The 16,508-nt window shown below is 69.4% G+C and carries 14 protein-coding genes and 2 tRNA genes; 5 read left to right on the top strand and 11 right to left on the bottom strand.

The features are described 5' to 3' along the window. Window positions 1–496: 496 nt before the first annotated feature. The 3 genes from VF330_RS31705 (at window position 497) to VF330_RS31695 (ending at window position 4,467) form a co-directional block, all read left to right on the top strand. On the top strand, window positions 497–1,447 hold the full coding sequence (locus tag VF330_RS31705; RefSeq protein WP_330855376.1) for a lycopene cyclase family protein: 951 nt from the start codon (window positions 497–499) through the stop codon (window positions 1,445–1,447). 124 nt (window positions 1,448–1,571) lie between these two features. Then, window positions 1,572–3,248 carry a GGDEF domain-containing protein gene (locus VF330_RS31700; protein ID WP_330855375.1) on the top strand — a complete coding sequence of 559 codons (1,677 nt, stop codon included), beginning with the start codon at window positions 1,572–1,574 and terminating at the stop codon, window positions 3,246–3,248. A gap of 130 nt (window positions 3,249–3,378) precedes the next feature. Beyond that, the gene (locus tag VF330_RS31695; RefSeq protein WP_330855374.1) at window positions 3,379–4,467 is read left to right on the top strand and encodes a glutamate--cysteine ligase; all 1,089 of its coding nucleotides are present in this window, start codon (window positions 3,379–3,381) and stop codon (window positions 4,465–4,467) included. A gap of 7 nt (window positions 4,468–4,474) precedes the next feature. Here the strand turns inward: VF330_RS31695 and VF330_RS31690 are convergent, their stop codons facing one another. From VF330_RS31690 to VF330_RS31640, 11 genes are all read right to left on the bottom strand, one after another. Further along, window positions 4,475–4,915 carry an NUDIX hydrolase gene (locus VF330_RS31690; protein WP_330855373.1) on the bottom strand — a complete coding sequence of 147 codons (441 nt, stop codon included), beginning with the start codon at window positions 4,913–4,915 and terminating at the stop codon, window positions 4,475–4,477. 15 nt (window positions 4,916–4,930) lie between these two features. Then, window positions 4,931–5,008: transfer RNA gene (locus VF330_RS31685), tRNA-Ile, on the bottom strand. 90 nt (window positions 5,009–5,098) lie between these two features. Then, window positions 5,099–5,171: transfer RNA gene (locus tag VF330_RS31680), tRNA-Leu, on the bottom strand. A gap of 315 nt (window positions 5,172–5,486) precedes the next feature. Further along, a complete protein-coding gene (locus VF330_RS31675) occupies window positions 5,487–5,873 on the bottom strand; it encodes a metal-sulfur cluster assembly factor (protein ID WP_330855372.1) in 387 nt (128 codons plus the stop codon). Then, window positions 5,870–6,310: a Fe-S cluster assembly sulfur transfer protein SufU gene (gene sufU, locus VF330_RS31670; RefSeq protein ID WP_330855371.1), complete on the bottom strand. Its 441-nt coding sequence runs from the start codon at window positions 6,308–6,310 to the stop codon at window positions 5,870–5,872. Before sufU ends, VF330_RS31675 begins: the two co-directional genes overlap by 4 nt. A gap of 1 nt (window position 6,311) precedes the next feature. After that, window positions 6,312–7,589, bottom strand: a complete 1,278-nt coding sequence (locus tag VF330_RS31665) for a cysteine desulfurase (RefSeq protein WP_330855370.1) — start codon at window positions 7,587–7,589, stop codon at window positions 6,312–6,314. A gap of 26 nt (window positions 7,590–7,615) precedes the next feature. Further along, window positions 7,616–8,389, bottom strand: a complete 774-nt coding sequence (gene sufC / locus VF330_RS31660; protein ID WP_266041288.1) for a Fe-S cluster assembly ATPase SufC — start codon at window positions 8,387–8,389, stop codon at window positions 7,616–7,618. A 32-nt stretch (window positions 8,390–8,421) separates the two neighbouring features. Then, window positions 8,422–8,736, bottom strand: a complete 315-nt coding sequence (locus tag VF330_RS31655) for a non-heme iron oxygenase ferredoxin subunit (RefSeq protein WP_330855369.1) — start codon at window positions 8,734–8,736, stop codon at window positions 8,422–8,424. Further along, a complete protein-coding gene (sufD, locus tag VF330_RS31650; protein WP_330855368.1) occupies window positions 8,733–9,890 on the bottom strand; it encodes a Fe-S cluster assembly protein SufD in 1,158 nt (385 codons plus the stop codon). The genes VF330_RS31655 and sufD overlap by 4 nt, the downstream gene beginning before the upstream one ends. A 1-nt stretch (window position 9,891) precedes the next feature. Further along, entirely contained in the window at window positions 9,892–11,346 is a 1,455-nt protein-coding gene (sufB, locus tag VF330_RS31645) for a Fe-S cluster assembly protein SufB (protein WP_330855367.1), read from the bottom strand. Next, window positions 11,343–12,032, bottom strand: coding sequence for a metalloregulator ArsR/SmtB family transcription factor (locus VF330_RS31640; RefSeq protein ID WP_330855366.1), 690 nt, complete (start codon window positions 12,030–12,032; stop codon window positions 11,343–11,345). The genes sufB and VF330_RS31640 overlap by 4 nt, the downstream gene beginning before the upstream one ends. Before the next feature lie 124 nt (window positions 12,033–12,156). Here VF330_RS31640 and mptB point away from each other — a divergent pair, with 124 nt between their 5' ends. Both mptB and VF330_RS31630 read left to right on the top strand, forming a co-directional pair. Continuing rightward, a complete protein-coding gene (gene mptB / locus VF330_RS31635) occupies window positions 12,157–13,692 on the top strand; it encodes a polyprenol phosphomannose-dependent alpha 1,6 mannosyltransferase MptB (RefSeq protein WP_330855365.1) in 1,536 nt (511 codons plus the stop codon). Window positions 13,693–13,819: 127 nt separating this feature from the next. Further along, the coding region (locus VF330_RS31630) for a patatin-like protein (RefSeq protein WP_330855364.1) at window positions 13,820–16,508 on the top strand (2,689 nt) is incomplete at its 3' end.

The following is a 16,508-nucleotide window of genomic DNA, read 5'->3' as shown; positions in this document are numbered from 1 at the left end:
GGATCGTTGTGATCGCTCCAGACGGAATATGTCTGGCAATCTGGTATTGCTACTCAAAGGAATACTCCTGACGAGGAGTATTCATATTACTGGCTGTGTTTCGGCACGCTGTTGAGTTCTCAAAGAACACGCGCTCACCGGATCCTCACTCCGTTTCCGGAGAGTTTCACTCGGGGCTTGTGTTGCTGAAGCTTATTTGGTCCTGCTCGCCGGTGTCAAATCGTCCTCTAGGAGGCTCTTCTTCTCCGGTTTTTTGCCAGGCCCGTTCCGGTTGGTATTTCCGGCCCGCTTCGCTCTGACATGGAGAACATTACACGGGGCTGTTTCGATCTCCAAATCGGGGGTACCACCAACAGCCGCACCACCGCTGACCTGGGCGTTCGACTTCCGGCAGGGAGCTGCGGCCCTGGTCCGGCCGTGGCGGTGTGACCCACGTCCCTCCGAACAGTCCGCCTTCATTCGGTGGGCTTCGTCCGCAACGTCGATCATTGGAGCCATGTTCGACGTTCTGGTGATCGGCGGCGGCCCGGCCGGACGGGCACTCGCACGTGCGTGCGCCCAGGAAGGCCTCGACACGGCGATAGTCGACCGCCAGCCGGAACGGGTGTGGACGGCGACCTACGGCTCGTGGGCGGACGAGCTCCCCCACGGCACGCCCACGAAGGTCACGAGCAAGGTGGTGCGCGTCTACGCACGCGAAGAGCACCTCATCCCCCGCGAGTACGTCATCCTCGACAACGCGCGTCTGCACGCACTCCCGGACACGGTCACCGTCCTCCAACGTCCGACGGACGCGCGCTACACGTTCAACGCCACTGGCGCGCGTAAAGGCCGTGCGGAGCAGACGGCCGTGGGGACGATCATCGAGTCGGACTGCACCGAGACGACGTTGATGGACTGGCGCAACGGCGACACGTTCCTCTACACGGTCCCGCTGGGGGACAACCGCGTTCTCGTGGAGGAGACGTGTCTGGCCGGCCGTCCCGCGACGCCGCTCGACGAGCTCCGCCGTCGGCTGCACGCACGGCTCGCTCCCGGCACGCAGGAGGAACGCGTCCGCTTCCCCCTCGACGCGCCGAAGGCCGACGGGCTCGCGTTCGGCGCGAGTGCCGGCTTCATCCACCCGGCCACCGGCTACAGCGTCGCCACGTCCCTCACCCTGGCGCCGAAGGTCGCCCAGGCCGTCAAGGCCGGTGAGGACCCGCAGCGCGTCATCTGGTCGAAGAAGGCGCGGATCGTGCACGCGATGCGCCGCCGCGGCCTGGAGGTGCTGCTGCGGATGGACGCCGACGAGACCCGGGACTTCTTCGAGGTGTTCTTCCAGCTCGACGCGAATCATCAGCGCGCCTACCTGTCCGGCCGGGAGGACGTGAAAGGAATGGTGACGGCGATGACCGCTTTGTTCCGGATCGCGCCGCGCTGGCTCAGGAAGAAGCTGATCTTTTAGCGGATCCCCGGCGTGACCAGCGGATCACCGAGCGCAGCCGCACCGTGGCGGCTCGTCGCCGAAATCGTGAACACCTGGTGAACCCCCTTGGTGGCAGGTCGTTCGCACCGGCACGATCAGAAGCGTGCCCGCATTGCTGGATGACGTCAGGTTCGCCTTCCAGCCGCTGTTCAACCTGAACACCGGGGGCGTCGTCGCGGTGGAGGCCCTGGCCCGGCCGCACGACGGCAGCGTGCAGGATCTCCTCCAGGCCGCCTTCCAGGCCGGCCTGCTGACCAACGCCGACGTCGGCCTCGCGTGCCGCGCCGTCCGGGCGGCCGCCGACTTCGACCTCATGCTGCCGTTGCACGTGAACCTGCTCGCGATCACGGTCGCCGACAGGCCCGAGGTCATGGGCCCGCTCTACGGAGCGCTGCGGGACGCCCGCCGCTCGCCCGACAGCGTCGTCGTCGAGATCGGCGAGCCGTACTCGCGCGCCAACCGCGGCCGCCTCGCGCGCGGGATGCAGACGTTGCGCAACAACGGTTTCCGCATCGCGCTCGACTGCGTGGGCGAGGGCGACGTGCCGCTCGGGTTGCTGACGAGCGCCTCACCCGACTTCATCAAGCTCGACCGCGAGATCGTCCGCTCGTTGCCGGAGGACCCGGCACGGGGTGCGCTGGTGCGGTCGCTGGTGCACCTGGGCGAGTACACGGGCGGGCAGGTCGTCGCCGAGGGCGTGGAGACCGAGGCGGAGCTGACGTACCTGCGCAAGCTCGGGGTGGGGCACGCGCAGGGCAAGCTCCTCGCTCCCCCGCAGCGGCGGCCGGCCGTGAACGCCCGCATCGCGCCCGAGGCCGTCACGGAGACCGGGGAGATCCGGCGCAACACCACCGGTCCGCGGGTGACCGACTTCCTGCACCCCGCGACGACGTTGCCCGAACACGCCACGAGCGACGAGGTGCGCGAGGTGTTCGTGACGCAGCCGTCGATCACGGGTGTCGTGCTGGTCGACGACGAGGGGCGCCCGCGGTGGTCGGTGGACCGCAACCGGTTCCTGCTCGCGGTCACCGGGCCGTACGGGCACGCGTTGCACGCCAAGCGCGAGGCGGCGCGTCTCGCGGACAAGCCGCACGTCATCGGCACGGAGGCGTCGGCGCTCGACCTTCTGGACGTAGTGGCCGGTGCGAACCGTGAACGCACCAACGACGACCTGATCCTGGTGGACCACAACGAGCGGTGCATGGGCGTGGTTCGTGTGGCGGACGTGGTCCGTGGCGTTGCGGAGCTGAAGGTGGAGCAGGCGGCGGCGTTGAGCCCGCTCACGCGTCTGCCGGGCAGTGACGCCGTGGCGAAGGAAGTGGAACGACGCATCGAGGCAGCCGAGATCTTCGCGGTCTCGTGGCTCGACGTCGACGCCTTCAAGCTGGTGAACGACACGGTCGGGTTCGCGGCGGGCGACGACCTGATCCGCGAGATCGGGCACGACCTGGCGGACCTCGCGCACGCGTTCCCCGGTGTGCAGGTCGGGCACGTCGGCGGTGACGACTTCCTCCTCCTCGCCGGGCTCGACGAGACGGTTCCGCTGAGTGCTCGTCTGCTCGACAAGCCATACACGGCGGAGGGACGACACGTGACCCTCTCTCTTGCGACCCTTATCTGTGCCCCGGGATCAGTGGGGTCGTATCGCGAGGTGTCGCGGTTGCTGGCACCAGTCAAGGAGCACGCGAAGTCGCTCGCCGGATCCAGCTGGGTGATGGGCCGGCCGGGCAGCGAACGACGTGACGTGCTGCGGGGTGTCGCGCAACGCGCGGTGAGTTGACAAGTACAACCGAACGCCTCCTGTGCGGCCCTTCGATTACTCATAGCATCGAGGGCGCTACTCAGTGCACTGGAGGTTCGGCGTGCAGGTCGGCAGCAGAACTCAATCGGTACCAGCGCAACGCACGAGCATGGACGGCCTTCTCACCGTTGGGGTGGAAGAGGAGTTCGTCCTCGTCGAAGCCTCCACGGGCCATTTGGCCAACCGTGCCAAGGAAGTGCTCGCCGGAGCGGACGGGTTCGCGGTGGACCTCCAGCCGGAAATCGCGCAATACCAGGTGGAATCGGCCAGCGGTGTGTGCACCGACATGGGCGAGCTGCGCGACGAGCTGGCCGTCGCGCGCCGTGCGCTGATCGAACGGGCCGAGCGCCACGACGCCCGGCTGGCCGCGACCGGCACGCCCGTGCTGGGGCTGACGATGCCGACGCCGTTGACGAACTCCCCGCGCTACCACCGGATGGCGGCGGAGATGGGCGCGCTCACCAACGACCTCGCGATCTGCGGCTGCCACGTGCACGTGGGTCTGCCCGACGACGAGTCGAAGATCTTCGTGAGCAACCACCTGCGCCCGTGGCTGCCGGCGCTGCTGGCGCTGGGCGCGAACTCGCCGTACTGGCTCGACGGTGACACCGGCTACGCGAGCTGGCGGTACGTGGTCTGGAACCGTTGGCCCACTTCGGGTGCGCCGCCGCACTTCGACAACGCGGCCGAGTACTACGCGGCACGGGAGGAGATCGTCGCGAGCGGCGCGGCGATCGACGCGGGGATGCTCTACTGGGACGTCCGGCTCTCCGCCCGCCACCCCACGCTGGAGCTGCGCGTCTGCGACGTGGCGCCGACCGTCGAGGAGGCGGTGCTGATGGCGGCGCTGGTGCGCGGAATCGCCACCACCGCGCTGAGTTCGGGCGCGATGGCACCGAACATCCCGCCGCACCTGCTGAAGGTCGCGCTGTGGCGTGCCGCGCGCGACGGCCTGGAGGGTTTCGGCATCGATCCGGTGACGGGCGCGCCGACGCCCATGTCGTCGATCGTGGCGTCGTTGCTGCGGTGGATCCGGCCGGCGCTGGAGCTCGCCGGCGACTACCAGATGGTGAGCGACGGCATCGACCGGTTGCTGCTCGACGGCACGGGGGCGGTGCGGCAACGCCGTGCGTTCGCGCGGCGCGGGCGGCTCGACGACGTGGTGGGCCTGCTGGTGGCGCAGACCGCGCCCGTGTGATCGGTGGCTAGAGCCGGCCGTGTTCGAGGTAGCGGGTGTCTCCGGACTCCTTGGCCCGCAACGCTTCGGCGAGCCGGACGGCGAGGCGCGGAACGAGTCGGTGCCCGGCGAGGTGCAGCGGCACGAACTCGTACGACCGGAGCTCCTCCTCCTGGAGCCGGATGGGGTCGTGCGCGGAGAGCGTGCCGCCGTCGAAGATGAACAGGATGCGGTCATGGCCGTCCTTGGGCGCCCAGTCGACGACGAGCAGCCGGCCGGTCTCCCGGACGAGGCCGAGCTCCTCCTCGACCTCGCGGCGGCAGGCCTCGCTCGGGGTCTCGCCGGGTTCGACCATTCCGCCGGGGATCTCCCAGGACGGCTTGTAGGTGGGTTCGACGAGCAGGACGCGCCCCTGCTCGTCGAGGAACAACGCGCCGGCCGCGGCCGCGGCTCTGCTGATGTGGTCCACGTGTTCTTTGTAGCGTGGTCGTCCCGCCAGGACTTGAACCTGGGACCTGCCGCGTATCAGACGGACGCTCTCACCGGGCTGAGCTACGGGACGTGCGTGGAAGACGAGGGTGTCGAACCCTCCGGGGCGATCTTGCAAGGATCACCTGCGCGCCGGCGCGTCCCCCTTTGTTCGGTTGTGTCGTACCCCTACCAGGATTCGAACCCGGACCGGACGCGTTCTGAGCGCGTTGCCTCTTCCGTTGGGCTACAGGGGCAATTCACCGCGCTTTCCACACGCAGTGCAAAAAAGAAACCGCCCACGTTCTCCGTGGGCGGCTCCGAGGTCATGACCTGGGGATCAGGTCATGGCGTGGAGCCCCACGCCAGCGCCAGCAGACCGCCGGCGACGAGGGCGAGAATTCGCCATCCCGCAAGCTCCGCCTTGGCAAGCATGTCTTCCTCCGTTTGTCTTCGTCGATCGGTACGAGAACAAGTTATGCGACGGCCGGAAACCGGTGCAACGCATTTAATCCTACTCAAGCGAAACGGCGCGCACCCGGTGGATGCGCGCCGTTCCAGAGCTTGGGAACTCAGACGGTGAAGCCCAACGCGCGCAGCTGCTCGCGGCCGTCGTCGGTGATCTTCTCCGGGCCCCACGGCGGCATCCACACCCAGTTGATGCGGAAGTCCGACACCAGGCCGCCGCCCGTGCCGCCGGTGAGGGCCGCGCGGGTCTGGTCCTCGATGACGTCGGTCAGCGGGCAGGCCGCCGAGGTGAGCGTCATGTCGATGGTGGCGACGTTCTTCTCGTCGACGTGGATGTCGTAGACCAGGCCGAGGTCGACGACGTTGATGCCGAGCTCGGGGTCCACGACGTCGCGCATGGCTTCTTCCACGTCGTCCAGTGCGGCGACGTCAGCCTTGGGCTCGAAGACCGGCATGCCTTCGGCTCCCCGGACCACATCTTCGGTGCTCATGCTGCTCCCTGGCTTCGTGCGACTGCGTCCTTGAACGCCATCCAGCCCAGCAGCGCGCACTTCACGCGCGCCGGGTACTTCGCGACACCGGCGAAGGCGATGCCGTCCTCCAGCACGTCCTCGTCCGGCTCGATCTGGCCGCGGCCCTGCATCAGCTCGACGAACGCGTCCAGCTTCTCGAACGCCTCGCCGACGGGCTTGCCCACGACGAGGTCGGTCAGCACCGACGTCGAGGCCTGGCTGATCGAGCAGCCCTGGCCGTCGTAGGAGACGTCGGAGACGATCTCGCCGTCGAGCTTGACCCGCAGCGTCACCTCGTCGCCGCAGGTCGGGTTGACCTGGAACGACTCGGCGTCGAACGGGTCGCGCAGGCCGCGCCCGTGCGGGTTCTTGTAGTGGTCCAGGATGATCTCCTGGTACATCTGCTGGAGCTGCATCTCAGGCCACCCCGAAGAACTTCTGCGCCTCGCGGACGCCGTCGACGAGCGCGTCGACCTCGTCCAGCGTGTTGTACAGGTAGAACGTCGCGCGCACCGACGACTGGGCGTTGAGGCAGCGGTGCAGCGGCCACGCGCAGTGGTGGCCGACGCGCACGGCGATGCCCAGGCTGTCGAGCACCTGGCCGGCGTCGTGCGGGTGGACGCCCTCGATCTCGAACGGCACGGCGCCGCCGCGGTTCACGGCGTCGGCCGGGCCGATCAGGCGGACGCCCCGCACCGCCGACAGGCCTTCCAGCGCGGCGACGGTCAGCGCGTGCTCGTGGGCGTGGACGCGCTCCATGCCCACGACGCTCAGGTAGTCCACCGCGGCACCCAGGCCGACGGCCTGGGACGTCATCGGCGAACCTGCCTCGAAGCGCTGCGGTGGCGGGGCGAACGTCGAGCCCTCCATCTTCACCAGCTCGATCATCGAACCGCCGGTGATGAAGGGGGGCAACGCCTCCAGCAGCTCACGCCGTCCGTAGAGGACACCGATGCCGGACGGGCCGAGCATCTTGTGGCCGGAGAACGACGCGAAGTCGACGTCCAGCGCGTGGAAGTCGACCGGTCCGTGCGGGACGGACTGGCACGCGTCCAGCACGGTCAGCGCACCGACCTTCCGCGCGGCCGCGACGAGCACGTCGACCGGGTTGATCACGCCGGTCACGTTGGACTGGTGCGTGAACGCCACGACCTTCGCCCGGGGCGTGATCACGCTGTCCACATCGGACAGGTCGAGCCTGCCGTCAGAGGTCAGCTTGAACCACTTCAGGGTCGCGCCGGTGCGAGCGGCGAGCTGTTGCCACGGAACGAGGTTCGCGTGGTGCTCCATCTCGGTCACGACGATCTCGTCGCCGGGACCCACGACGAACCGCGCGGCCTCGGGGCCCGAGGTCGCGGCGTTGCCCATCGCGTACGCCACGAGGTTGAAGCCCTCGGTGGCGTTCTTGGTGAACACCAGCTCGCCGAAGTCGGCGCCGACGAAGTCCGCGATGCGCTGACGCGCACCCTCGTACGCGTCGGTCGCTTCCTCCGCCAGCTGGTGCGCACCGCGGTGCACAGCGGCGTTGTGCTGCTGCAGGAACGCCTTCTCGGCGTCCAGAACCTGCGTCGGGCGTTGCGAGGTGGCGCCGGAGTCCAGGTAGACCAGGCGCTTCCCGTCACGAACGGTGCGAGACAGGATCGGGAAGTCCGCTCGGAGAGCGGTCACGTCCAGTGGTGCTGCGGTGGTGGTCACAGCGCCTCCTCTCAACACCTTCAACGTCAGGAAAGGGCTGCGGCTTCCGTCTTGCCGGTGTACTTCACGTAACCCTCGGACTCGAGCACGTCAGCGAGCTCGCGGCCACCGGACTCGACGATCCGGCCGTTCGCGAAGACGTGCACGAAGTCGGGCTGGATGTACTTGAGGATCCGGGTGTAGTGCGTGATCAGCATGACGCCGACCTCACCGGAGGCCTTGTAGCGGTTGACGCCCTCGGACACGACGCGCAGCGCGTCAACGTCCAGACCGGAGTCGGTCTCGTCGAGGATCGCGACCTTCGGCTGGAGCAGGCCCAGCTGCAGGATCTCGTGGCGCTTCTTCTCACCGCCGGAGAAGCCCTCGTTCACCGAGCGCTCGGCGAACGCCGGGTCGATGTCGAGGTCGGCCATCGCGCCCTTGACCTCCTTCACCCAGTGGCGGAGGTTCGGGGCCTCGCCGCGGACGGCGGTGGCGGCGGTGCGCAGGAAGTTCGACATCGAGACGCCGGGGACCTCGACCGGGTACTGCATGGCGAGGAACAGGCCGGCGCGGGCGCGCTCGTCGACGGACATCTCGAGGACGTCCTCACCGTCGAGCGTGACGGTGCCCGAGGTGATCGTGTACTTCGGGTGCCCGGCGATCGCGTAGGACAGCGTGGACTTGCCGGAGCCGTTGGGGCCCATGATGGCGTGCGTCTCGCCGGCCTTGATCGTCAGGTCGACGCCCTTGAGGATCTCCTTGGGAGCGTCCTCGCTGACGACCGAGACGTGCAGGTCCTTGATCTCAAGGGTGGCCATGACTGCTGAATCTCCTGGTGGTCTAGCTAAAGTCAGTTCGTGGTGACGGTGACGTCGACGAAGACGTCGCCGTCACGGATGTCGACGGCGTAGACGTCGACCGGTTCGCTGGCGGGCGGCGACGAGGGCTTGCCGGTCTGCAGGTCGAAGCACGACCCGTGCAACCAGCACTCGATCCCCTTGCGGGTGATCTCGCCCTCGCTCAGCGACACCGCGGCGTGCGAGCACAGGTCCGCGAGTGCGTGCACCCGCTCGCCGTCGCGCACCAGGACGACGTCGACGTCGTCCACGGTGGCCGCCAACGGCTTGCGGTTGTCCAGTTCGGACAGTGCACACACCTTGATCACGCCCCGACCGCCTCGAGCTCTGCCTCGATGGCGGCCTCGAGGCGCTCGCGCACCTCGGGGACCGAGATCTTCGCGATCAGCTCCTGGAAGAAGCCGCGCACGACGAGACGCCGTGCCTGGTCCTCCGGGATGCCGCGCGCCTGCAGGTAGAACAGCTGCTCGTCGTCGAACCGGCCGGTGGCGCTGGCGTGGCCCGCGCCCTCGATCTCGCCGGTCTCGATCTCCAGGTTCGGCACCGAGTCGGCACGCGCGCCGTCGGTGAGCACCAGGTTGCGGTTCAGCTCGAACGTCTCGGTGCCCTCGGCCGCCACGCGGATCAGCACGTCGCCGATCCACACGGCGTGCGCGCCGTCGCCCTGCAGCGCGCCCTTGTAGACGACGTTGCTGCGGCAGTTGGGCTGCGAGTGGTCGATGAATGGGCGGTGCTCCTGGTGCTGGCCGGCGTCCGCGAAGTACAGGCCGAACAGCTCCGCGTCACCACCCTTGCCCGCGTACTGCACGACCGGCGTGATGCGGACGGCGTCGCCGCCCAGCGTGACCACGGTGTGCTTGATGGACGCGTCGCGGCCGAGCTTCACGTGGTGCTGCGAGACGTGCACCGCGTCGTCGGCCCAGTCGTGGATCGCGATCACCTGGAGGTGCGCGCCGTCCGCGACGACGAACTCGACGTTCTCGGCGTACGCGCCGGAGCCGCGGTAGTCGACGACGACCGTGCCCTCGGCGAACTGCGAGGCCTTGACCAGCAGGTGGCCGTACGCGACCTGGCCCTCGCCGGCACCGGTGACGGTGACGGTCGTGGGCTCGGACTTCGCGTCGCCGGGCAGCGTCACGACCGTGGCCTGCTCGAAGGACGTGTACGCCTGGGCGGCGATGCGGTCGCCGGGGACACCGGCCCCGCCGAGGCGGTCGTCGTCACGACCGACCGTCTCGACGGTGACACCGGCGGCGGCGTTCACCTCGACGGCAGCGGAACCCGTTGCCGCAGCGCCGGAGTGCAGACCGGCCAGACGCTTGAGAGGCGTGAAGCGCCAGATCTCCTCACGGCCGCCCGGGACCTCGAACGCGTCCACGTCGTAGGACGTGAAGTGCTCCGCGCGCGAGGCGACCGGGACGACGGCACCGTGGGAGTGAGGTTGAGTCGACAGGGCGGCCATGTCAGCCGACGGCCCCTTCCATCTGCAGTTCGATCAGGCGGTTGAGCTCGAGGGCGTACTCCATGGGGAGCTCGCGCGCGATGGGCTCGACGAACCCGCGCACGATCATCGCCATGGCCTCGTCCTCGTTCAGGCCGCGCGACATCAGGTAGAACAGCTGGTCCTCGGAGACCTTCGAGACCGTGGCCTCGTGGCCCATCGCGACGTCGTCCTCGCGGACGTCGACGTACGGGTAGGTGTCCGAGCGGCTGATGGTGTCGACCAGCAGCGCGTCGCACTTCACCGTGGACTTCGAGTGGTGCGCCCGCTTGTTGACCTGGACCAGGCCGCGGTAGGACGTGCGGCCACCGCCGCGCGCCACCGACTTCGACACGATGGTCGAGGAGGTGTGCGGGGCCATGTGGACCATCTTGGCGCCGGCGTCCTGGTGCTGGCCCTCGCCCGCGAACGCGATCGAGAGGACCTCGCCCTTGGCGTGCTCGCCCATCAGGAAGACGGCCGGGTACTTCATGGTCACCTTGGAGCCGATGTTGCCGTCGACCCACTCCATGGTCGCGCCCTCTTCGGCCTTGGCGCGCTTGGTGACCAGGTTGTAGACGTTGTTCGACCAGTTCTGGATCGTCGTGTAGCGGCAGCGGCCGCCCTTCTTCACGATGATCTCGACGACGGCCGAGTGCAGCGAGTCCGAGGAGTAGATCGGCGCCGTGCAGCCCTCGACGTAGTGCACGTAGGCACCCTCGTCGACGATGATCAGCGTGCGCTCGAACTGGCCCATGTTCTCGGTGTTGATCCGGAAGTAGGCCTGCAGCGGGATGTCCACGTGCACGCCCTTCGGCACGTAGATGAACGAGCCGCCGGACCAGGTCGCGGAGTTCAGCGCGGAGAACTTGTTGTCACCCGCGGGGATGACGGACCCGAAGTACTCCTGGAAGAGCTCCGGGTGCTCGCGCAGGCCCGAGTCGGTGTCGAGGAAGATGACACCCTGCTGCTCCAGGTCCTCGCGGATCTGGTGGTAGACGACCTCGGACTCGTACTGGGCCGCGACGCCGGCGACGAGGCGCTGCTTCTCGGCCTCGGGGATGCCCAGGCGGTCGTAGGTGTTCTTGATGTCCTCGGGCAGGTCCTCCCAGGAAGCGGCCTGCTTCTCGGTGGAGCGCACGAAGTACTTGATCGAGTCGAAGTCGATCCCAGAGAGGTCAGCGCCCCAGCTCGGCATCGGCTTGAGGTCGAAGAGCTTGAGCGCCTTCAACCGGTACTCGAGCATCCACTCGGGCTCGTCCTTCTTCGCCGAGATGTCGCGGACGACGTCCTCGCTGAGGCCTCGGCGGGCGCTCGCGCCGGCAGTGTCCGAGTCGGCCCAGCCGAACTCGTAGTTGCCGAGAGACGCGATGGTCTCTTCCTGCGTGAGCGGAGACTGCACCGTGGTGGGCGTGCGCTGCTCGGCAGCGGCAGTCATGCGGGCTCCCCTCCATCATCTGGGATGAGCTTTCCGGCAGAGCCGGGTTGAACGTTCGGGATGTGCGTCGTGCACACGGCGTGGCCGCTTGCGATCGTCGCGAGGCGCTGCACGTGGGTTCCGAGGAGGTTCGCGAACGTCTCCGTCTCGGTCTCGCACAGCTGGGGGAACTCGGCCGCCACGTGGGCGACCGGGCAGTGGTGCTGGCACAGCTGCTCGCTCACGCCGACGTGACGAGCCGCCGCAGCGTAACCCTCCCTGGTCAACGCGGCAGCGAGGGCCTTCGCCCGTTCGGCGGGCGTGGCCTGGGCCACGATCGTCGTCCGGTGGCGGTCCACGAGCGCGTCGACACGACTTCGTGCGAAGGCCTTGACCGCTTCCTCTCCACCCGTCTGGGCGAGGAACCTGATCGCGGCGACCGCGAGGTCGTCGTAGGCGTGGCCGAACCGGGCACGTCCGGCGTCGGTGAGCAGGAAGAGCTTCGCGGGACGGCCCCGGCCCCGTTGGGTCTGGCGCGGTGCGTCCCTCGTGGTCGCCTCGCCGTCCGCGAGCAGTGCGTCGATGTGCCGGCGCACGGCCGTGGGGCTGATTCCCAGTTCCTCCGCGACGGCTGCCGCGGTGACCGGGCCCTGCTCCAGGAGGAGCCTGGCGACAGCACGCCGAGTCTTGCCGTCGTGCTGCGGCACGGCGTCAAAGTGGGTCTCGGCGTTTTTCACAACACCAGTGTTGCGTATTTAGCCGGAGGTCGCAAAGATCGCGGTCACAGGGTGACCTGACTCACGGCTGAACGTGGCTGGATACGCTGCCACCATGCCCACGAACGGCGGAACCACCACTCCGCAGAGCGACGCCCTGAACAACCGGGAGCGCCGCCAGCTGGACATCGTCCGCCGCTGGGGCACGATCGGCGCTCTCCTGCTGACCGTCGGGTCCCTCGGAGGCGGCGCGGCACCGATCTACTCCCCCCTCTACGGCGTGCCCGTCCTCGGACTCTTCTCGAGGATGCCCAGCGTCGCGATGGGGGTCGTCTGGACCGGCATCTTCATGATCGTGTCGGCGTGGCTGGCGCTGGGCCGCTTCGTGCGGCCGGGCCGCCCGCGGCTGGTCTCGCGCAGCCAGATGGACCGCACGCTGCTGATGTGGACCGTTCCGCTGGTCTTCTGCGTGCCGATGTTCTCCCGCGACGTGTACTCCTACCTCGCGCAGAGCGAGATCGCGGCACGCGGCCAGGACCCGTACGAGCTGGGCCCGGCCACGGCGCTGGGCGTCGACCACGTGCTGACCCGCGGCGTGCCGAACATCTGGCGGGAGACCCCGGCTCCGTACGGACCGCTGTTCCTCGCGTTCGGCAGGCTGACGGCGATGCTGACCGGCGACCACGTCGTGTCGGGCGTGTTCGTGCACCGCCTGCTGGTCCTGTGCGGCCTGGCGATGATCGTGTGGGCCCTCCCCCGCCTGGCCGCGCGCTTCGGCGTCCCCCCGGTGGGCGCGCTGTGGCTGGGCGCGCTGAACCCGCTGGTGCTGTTCCACATCGTCATCGGCGTGCACAACGACGGCCTGGCACTCGGCCTGATGCTGGTCGGCTTCGAACTGGCGATGCGCGGCCTCGAACCGCTGAAGTGGTCGTGGATCGCCCTCGGCTCCGGCGTAATAGTCTGCGGCGCGATGGTGAAGATCCCGGCGATGGCCGCGCTGGGCTTCCTCGGCGTGCTGGTCGCGCGCAAGCTCGGCGGTCAGCTCAAGCACCTCGCGCTGGTGGCCGGCGTGATGGCGGCGATAGCCGGTGTCGGCGTGGTGGTGATCTGCCTCGGCACCGGGTTCGGCTTCGGCTGGGTCGAGACGCTGAACGTCGCCTCGACCGTCAAATCGTGGATGTCTCCCCCGACGGCGCTGGGCTTCCTGGGCGCGGGCACCGGCCTCCTGCTGGGCCTGGGCAACCACACCGAGTCGATGATCGCGCTGACCCGGCTGCTGGGCCAGGGCATCTCGGTCGTCATCACCGTCGGCCTGCTGTGGCGCAGCTTCAAGGGCCGGATCAAGGCGATGAACGGCCTGGGCGCCGCGCTGGGCGCGATCCTCGTGCTCGGCCCGGTGCTCCAGCCCTGGTACGTCCTGTGGGCCGCCCTGCCGCTGGCCACCGCCGTGGTCGGGCCCAAGTTCCGGATGTTCGCGATGGTCACCTCCGCGGTGATCGCGGTGATCCTGCCGCCGACCGGCTCGGCGTTCGACGGGCGCGCCTACACCGTTCCCCAGGCCGTCGCGGGTGCCGTGATCACGTTCGCGGTGTGCGTGCTGATCGCACGCAAGCGGGTGGGCCCGTTCCTGAAGTCCGACACGGTGTCGTGACCAGGCGAAGCTCCTGGACGACGAGCGCGGAATCCCCGCCACTCGCACGGTTCGCTCCGTAACCGCATCTGCCCGCCGAACGACCACTCCTACAGAGGGGAAGATCGACCGGAGGGGGTGGTGCGGCATGTCCGAGCAGTCCATGTCGCGAGAAGAGGTCCGCTTCGCGGTAGTCCTCAACGGCGGCGTGAGCCTCGCGGTCTGGATGGGCGGCGTGGTGCTGGAGCTGGACCGCCTGACCAGGCCGGGCAGCACCTACCAGCCGCTGCTGGACCTGGTCGGCTGCACGGCGCGGGCGGACGTCATCTCGGGCACGTCGGCCGGGGGCATCAACGGGGCCGCGCTGGCGTTGTCGCAGGTCAACAAGAAGGCGGACCTGAGCAGGCTGCGGGACCTGTGGGCGGAGCAGGGGCGGATGGAGCAGCTGCTGCGGACGCCGTTCCGCGGCCAGCCGGCGAGCCTGCTCAAGGGCGACGAGTTCTTCTACCCGCGGCTGCAGGAGGCGCTCGCCCGGCTCACCGCGGACTTCGAACCCACCGCGGCCTCCGAACGGCCGATCGACCTGCGGATCACGACGACCCTGCTGGGCGGGGTTCCCACGATCACCTACGACGACCTGGGGCAGCCGCTCACGCAGTCGGTGCACCAGGGGTCGTTCTCGTTCCGCCGCGACCCCTACGACTGGGTCAGCGAGGACACCCGCGACGACTTCGCGGGCGCGACGCTGCCCGACCGCGTCGAGCAGCTCGCGCTGGCCGCGCGCAGCAGTGCGAGCTTCCCGTTCGCGTTCGAGCCGAGCTTCATCCCCGTGGGCGGCCAGAGCAGTCCGGGGCGTCCCGACATGGCGGATGTCGCGAGCTGGGCCAACGGCCGCGACCGCAGCAGGTTCGCCGTCGACGGCGGCGTCCTGGTCAACACCCCGACCAAGGAGGCCCTCGAGGCGATCGATCGGATGCCCGCGGACGGGCCGGTGCGCCGGGTCATGCTGCTCGTCTTCCCGCACGCCGAGCCGCTGGGTTCCGAGCCGCGGGCCGACACCTCGGCCGCCGGGTTCACGACGGTCGGCTCCGGCGCGAAGCTGCTGAGCGCCATGTCCAGCCAGGCGAACCGCACCTACGTCGAGAAGATCGAGGAGCACAACCGGCGGGCCGCGTCGAGCAGGGGCGGCCGGATGGCGTTGCTGGAGCGGCTGCACGCGAGCGGCGGGAACGTCGTCGACGAGGTGTACTCGCTGGCGGACAAGCTCTTCGGCCACTACGAGGACGTCGAGATCCGGCTGGCCGCGCGCCAGGTGACCGCGCAGCAGTTCGCGCTGACGGACGGCAACCCGGCCAACTGGTCGTTCGAACGGGCGCGCCGGGCCGCCGAGTCCGCGCAGCGCGCGTGGAAGAAGAAGCACGGCGTGCTGCCGTACGTGCCGGGTGTGCGGCTGCCGGACGCCGTGTGCCGCGAGGACCTGGGCTGGGAGTGGGGCGTCACGATGGCCGAACGCCTCGGCGCGTCGGCCCTCGACCTGCTCAAACGGCTCGTGTGGGTCGCGCCGGACGGCAGGGCCGACGCGATCGCGCGGTCGCGTGGCGAGCTCCACCAGGTCCGCGCGGAGCTGCGCCGGCTGCGCGGCGAGCTGTTCGCGTGGCAGCCGTCGGACTCGCTCGGCGAGGAGTACTGGACCGGGCGGCTCGCGAGCTACCACGAGCAGATGCTCGACGGGCACCTCGGGCTGGAGGTCAAGGCGCAGGTCGCCGAGATCGGCCGGGTCGTCGGCGAGGCGCAGCGCGTGGTCGGCGGCCTGGACGAACGCCGGCTGGAGCTCGGTGGCCTGAAGTGCTGGCACGCCCTGCTCTCGACCCCGCCGACGGCGCAGGAGGCCGGGCTGAGCGACGGCGAGCGGTGGCTGTCGCGAATGCTCGCGCTGGAGGTCGCGGGCACGTGCCTGTCCGACGACGCCTCGACGGGGCTGGACACGCCGGTCGAGCTGGTGCAGGTCTCGCTGCAGACGCGCAACGCGTTCGCGCAGCAGTCGATCACCGCCGACGACAAGGCGGGCGGCGCGTCGCTGTCGCGGTTCTCCGGGTTCCTCAAGCGGTCGTGGCGGGTCAACGACTGGATCTGGGGACGGCTCGACGGCGCCACGATGCTGTGCCGGGTGCTGTTCGACCCGCGGCGGCTGCGCAGGATGGACCTGCTCGGCCGGCCGGAGGGCGACGAGCGCACGCCGGAGGAACGCGCGAAGGCCGTCGTCGACGAGGTCCTCGGCACGATGTTCGGACTGGAGCTGCCGGTCCAGGTCGCCGACTGCGCCGTCGCGGCCGCCGAGGAGCTCGCCGGCATCTACCGGGCCGACGGCGAGCTGTCGCCGTCGTCGCTGAAGCTCGCCGAGCTGGCCGCGTGGGGCCTGCACTGGCGCATCATCTGCGAGGAGCTCCCCCGGCTGCGGGCGGCGATCCTCGCCGACCGCGGCGACGGCGCGGACCGGCGTTCGCGCGGCGAGCTGTTCCTGGAGGAGCACGCGGACCTGTTGCGGCGCCTGGAAAATCCGCAGGAGCACACCGTCACGCTGGGCATGTCCGCGTTGAACGCCTTCGACCGCGCCGGAATCGGCCGGGAGCCGCTCACCCAGGAGGCCGCCTCGGACCAGATGATCCGCACGGCCGCGACCGCCGCCGCCGTCGCGGTGACCGTCGCCGACTCCGAACGCCTCGGCATCGCCGCCGTCCGCCCGGTCACGCGGGTGGTCCGCGGGGCCGCGCTGCTGCCGTACTGGACGATCACCGGCCTGACCAGGGGCGGAAACCTGGCGCGGTTCCTGGGGCTGC

Origin of the sequence: Lentzea sp. (genome assembly GCF_036380075.1) — a bacterium.
Taxonomy (GTDB): Bacteria; Actinomycetota; Actinomycetes; order Mycobacteriales; family Pseudonocardiaceae; genus Lentzea.
The sequence above is the reverse complement of the archived record's forward strand: the minus strand, read 5'-3'. Positions and strand labels throughout refer to the sequence as shown.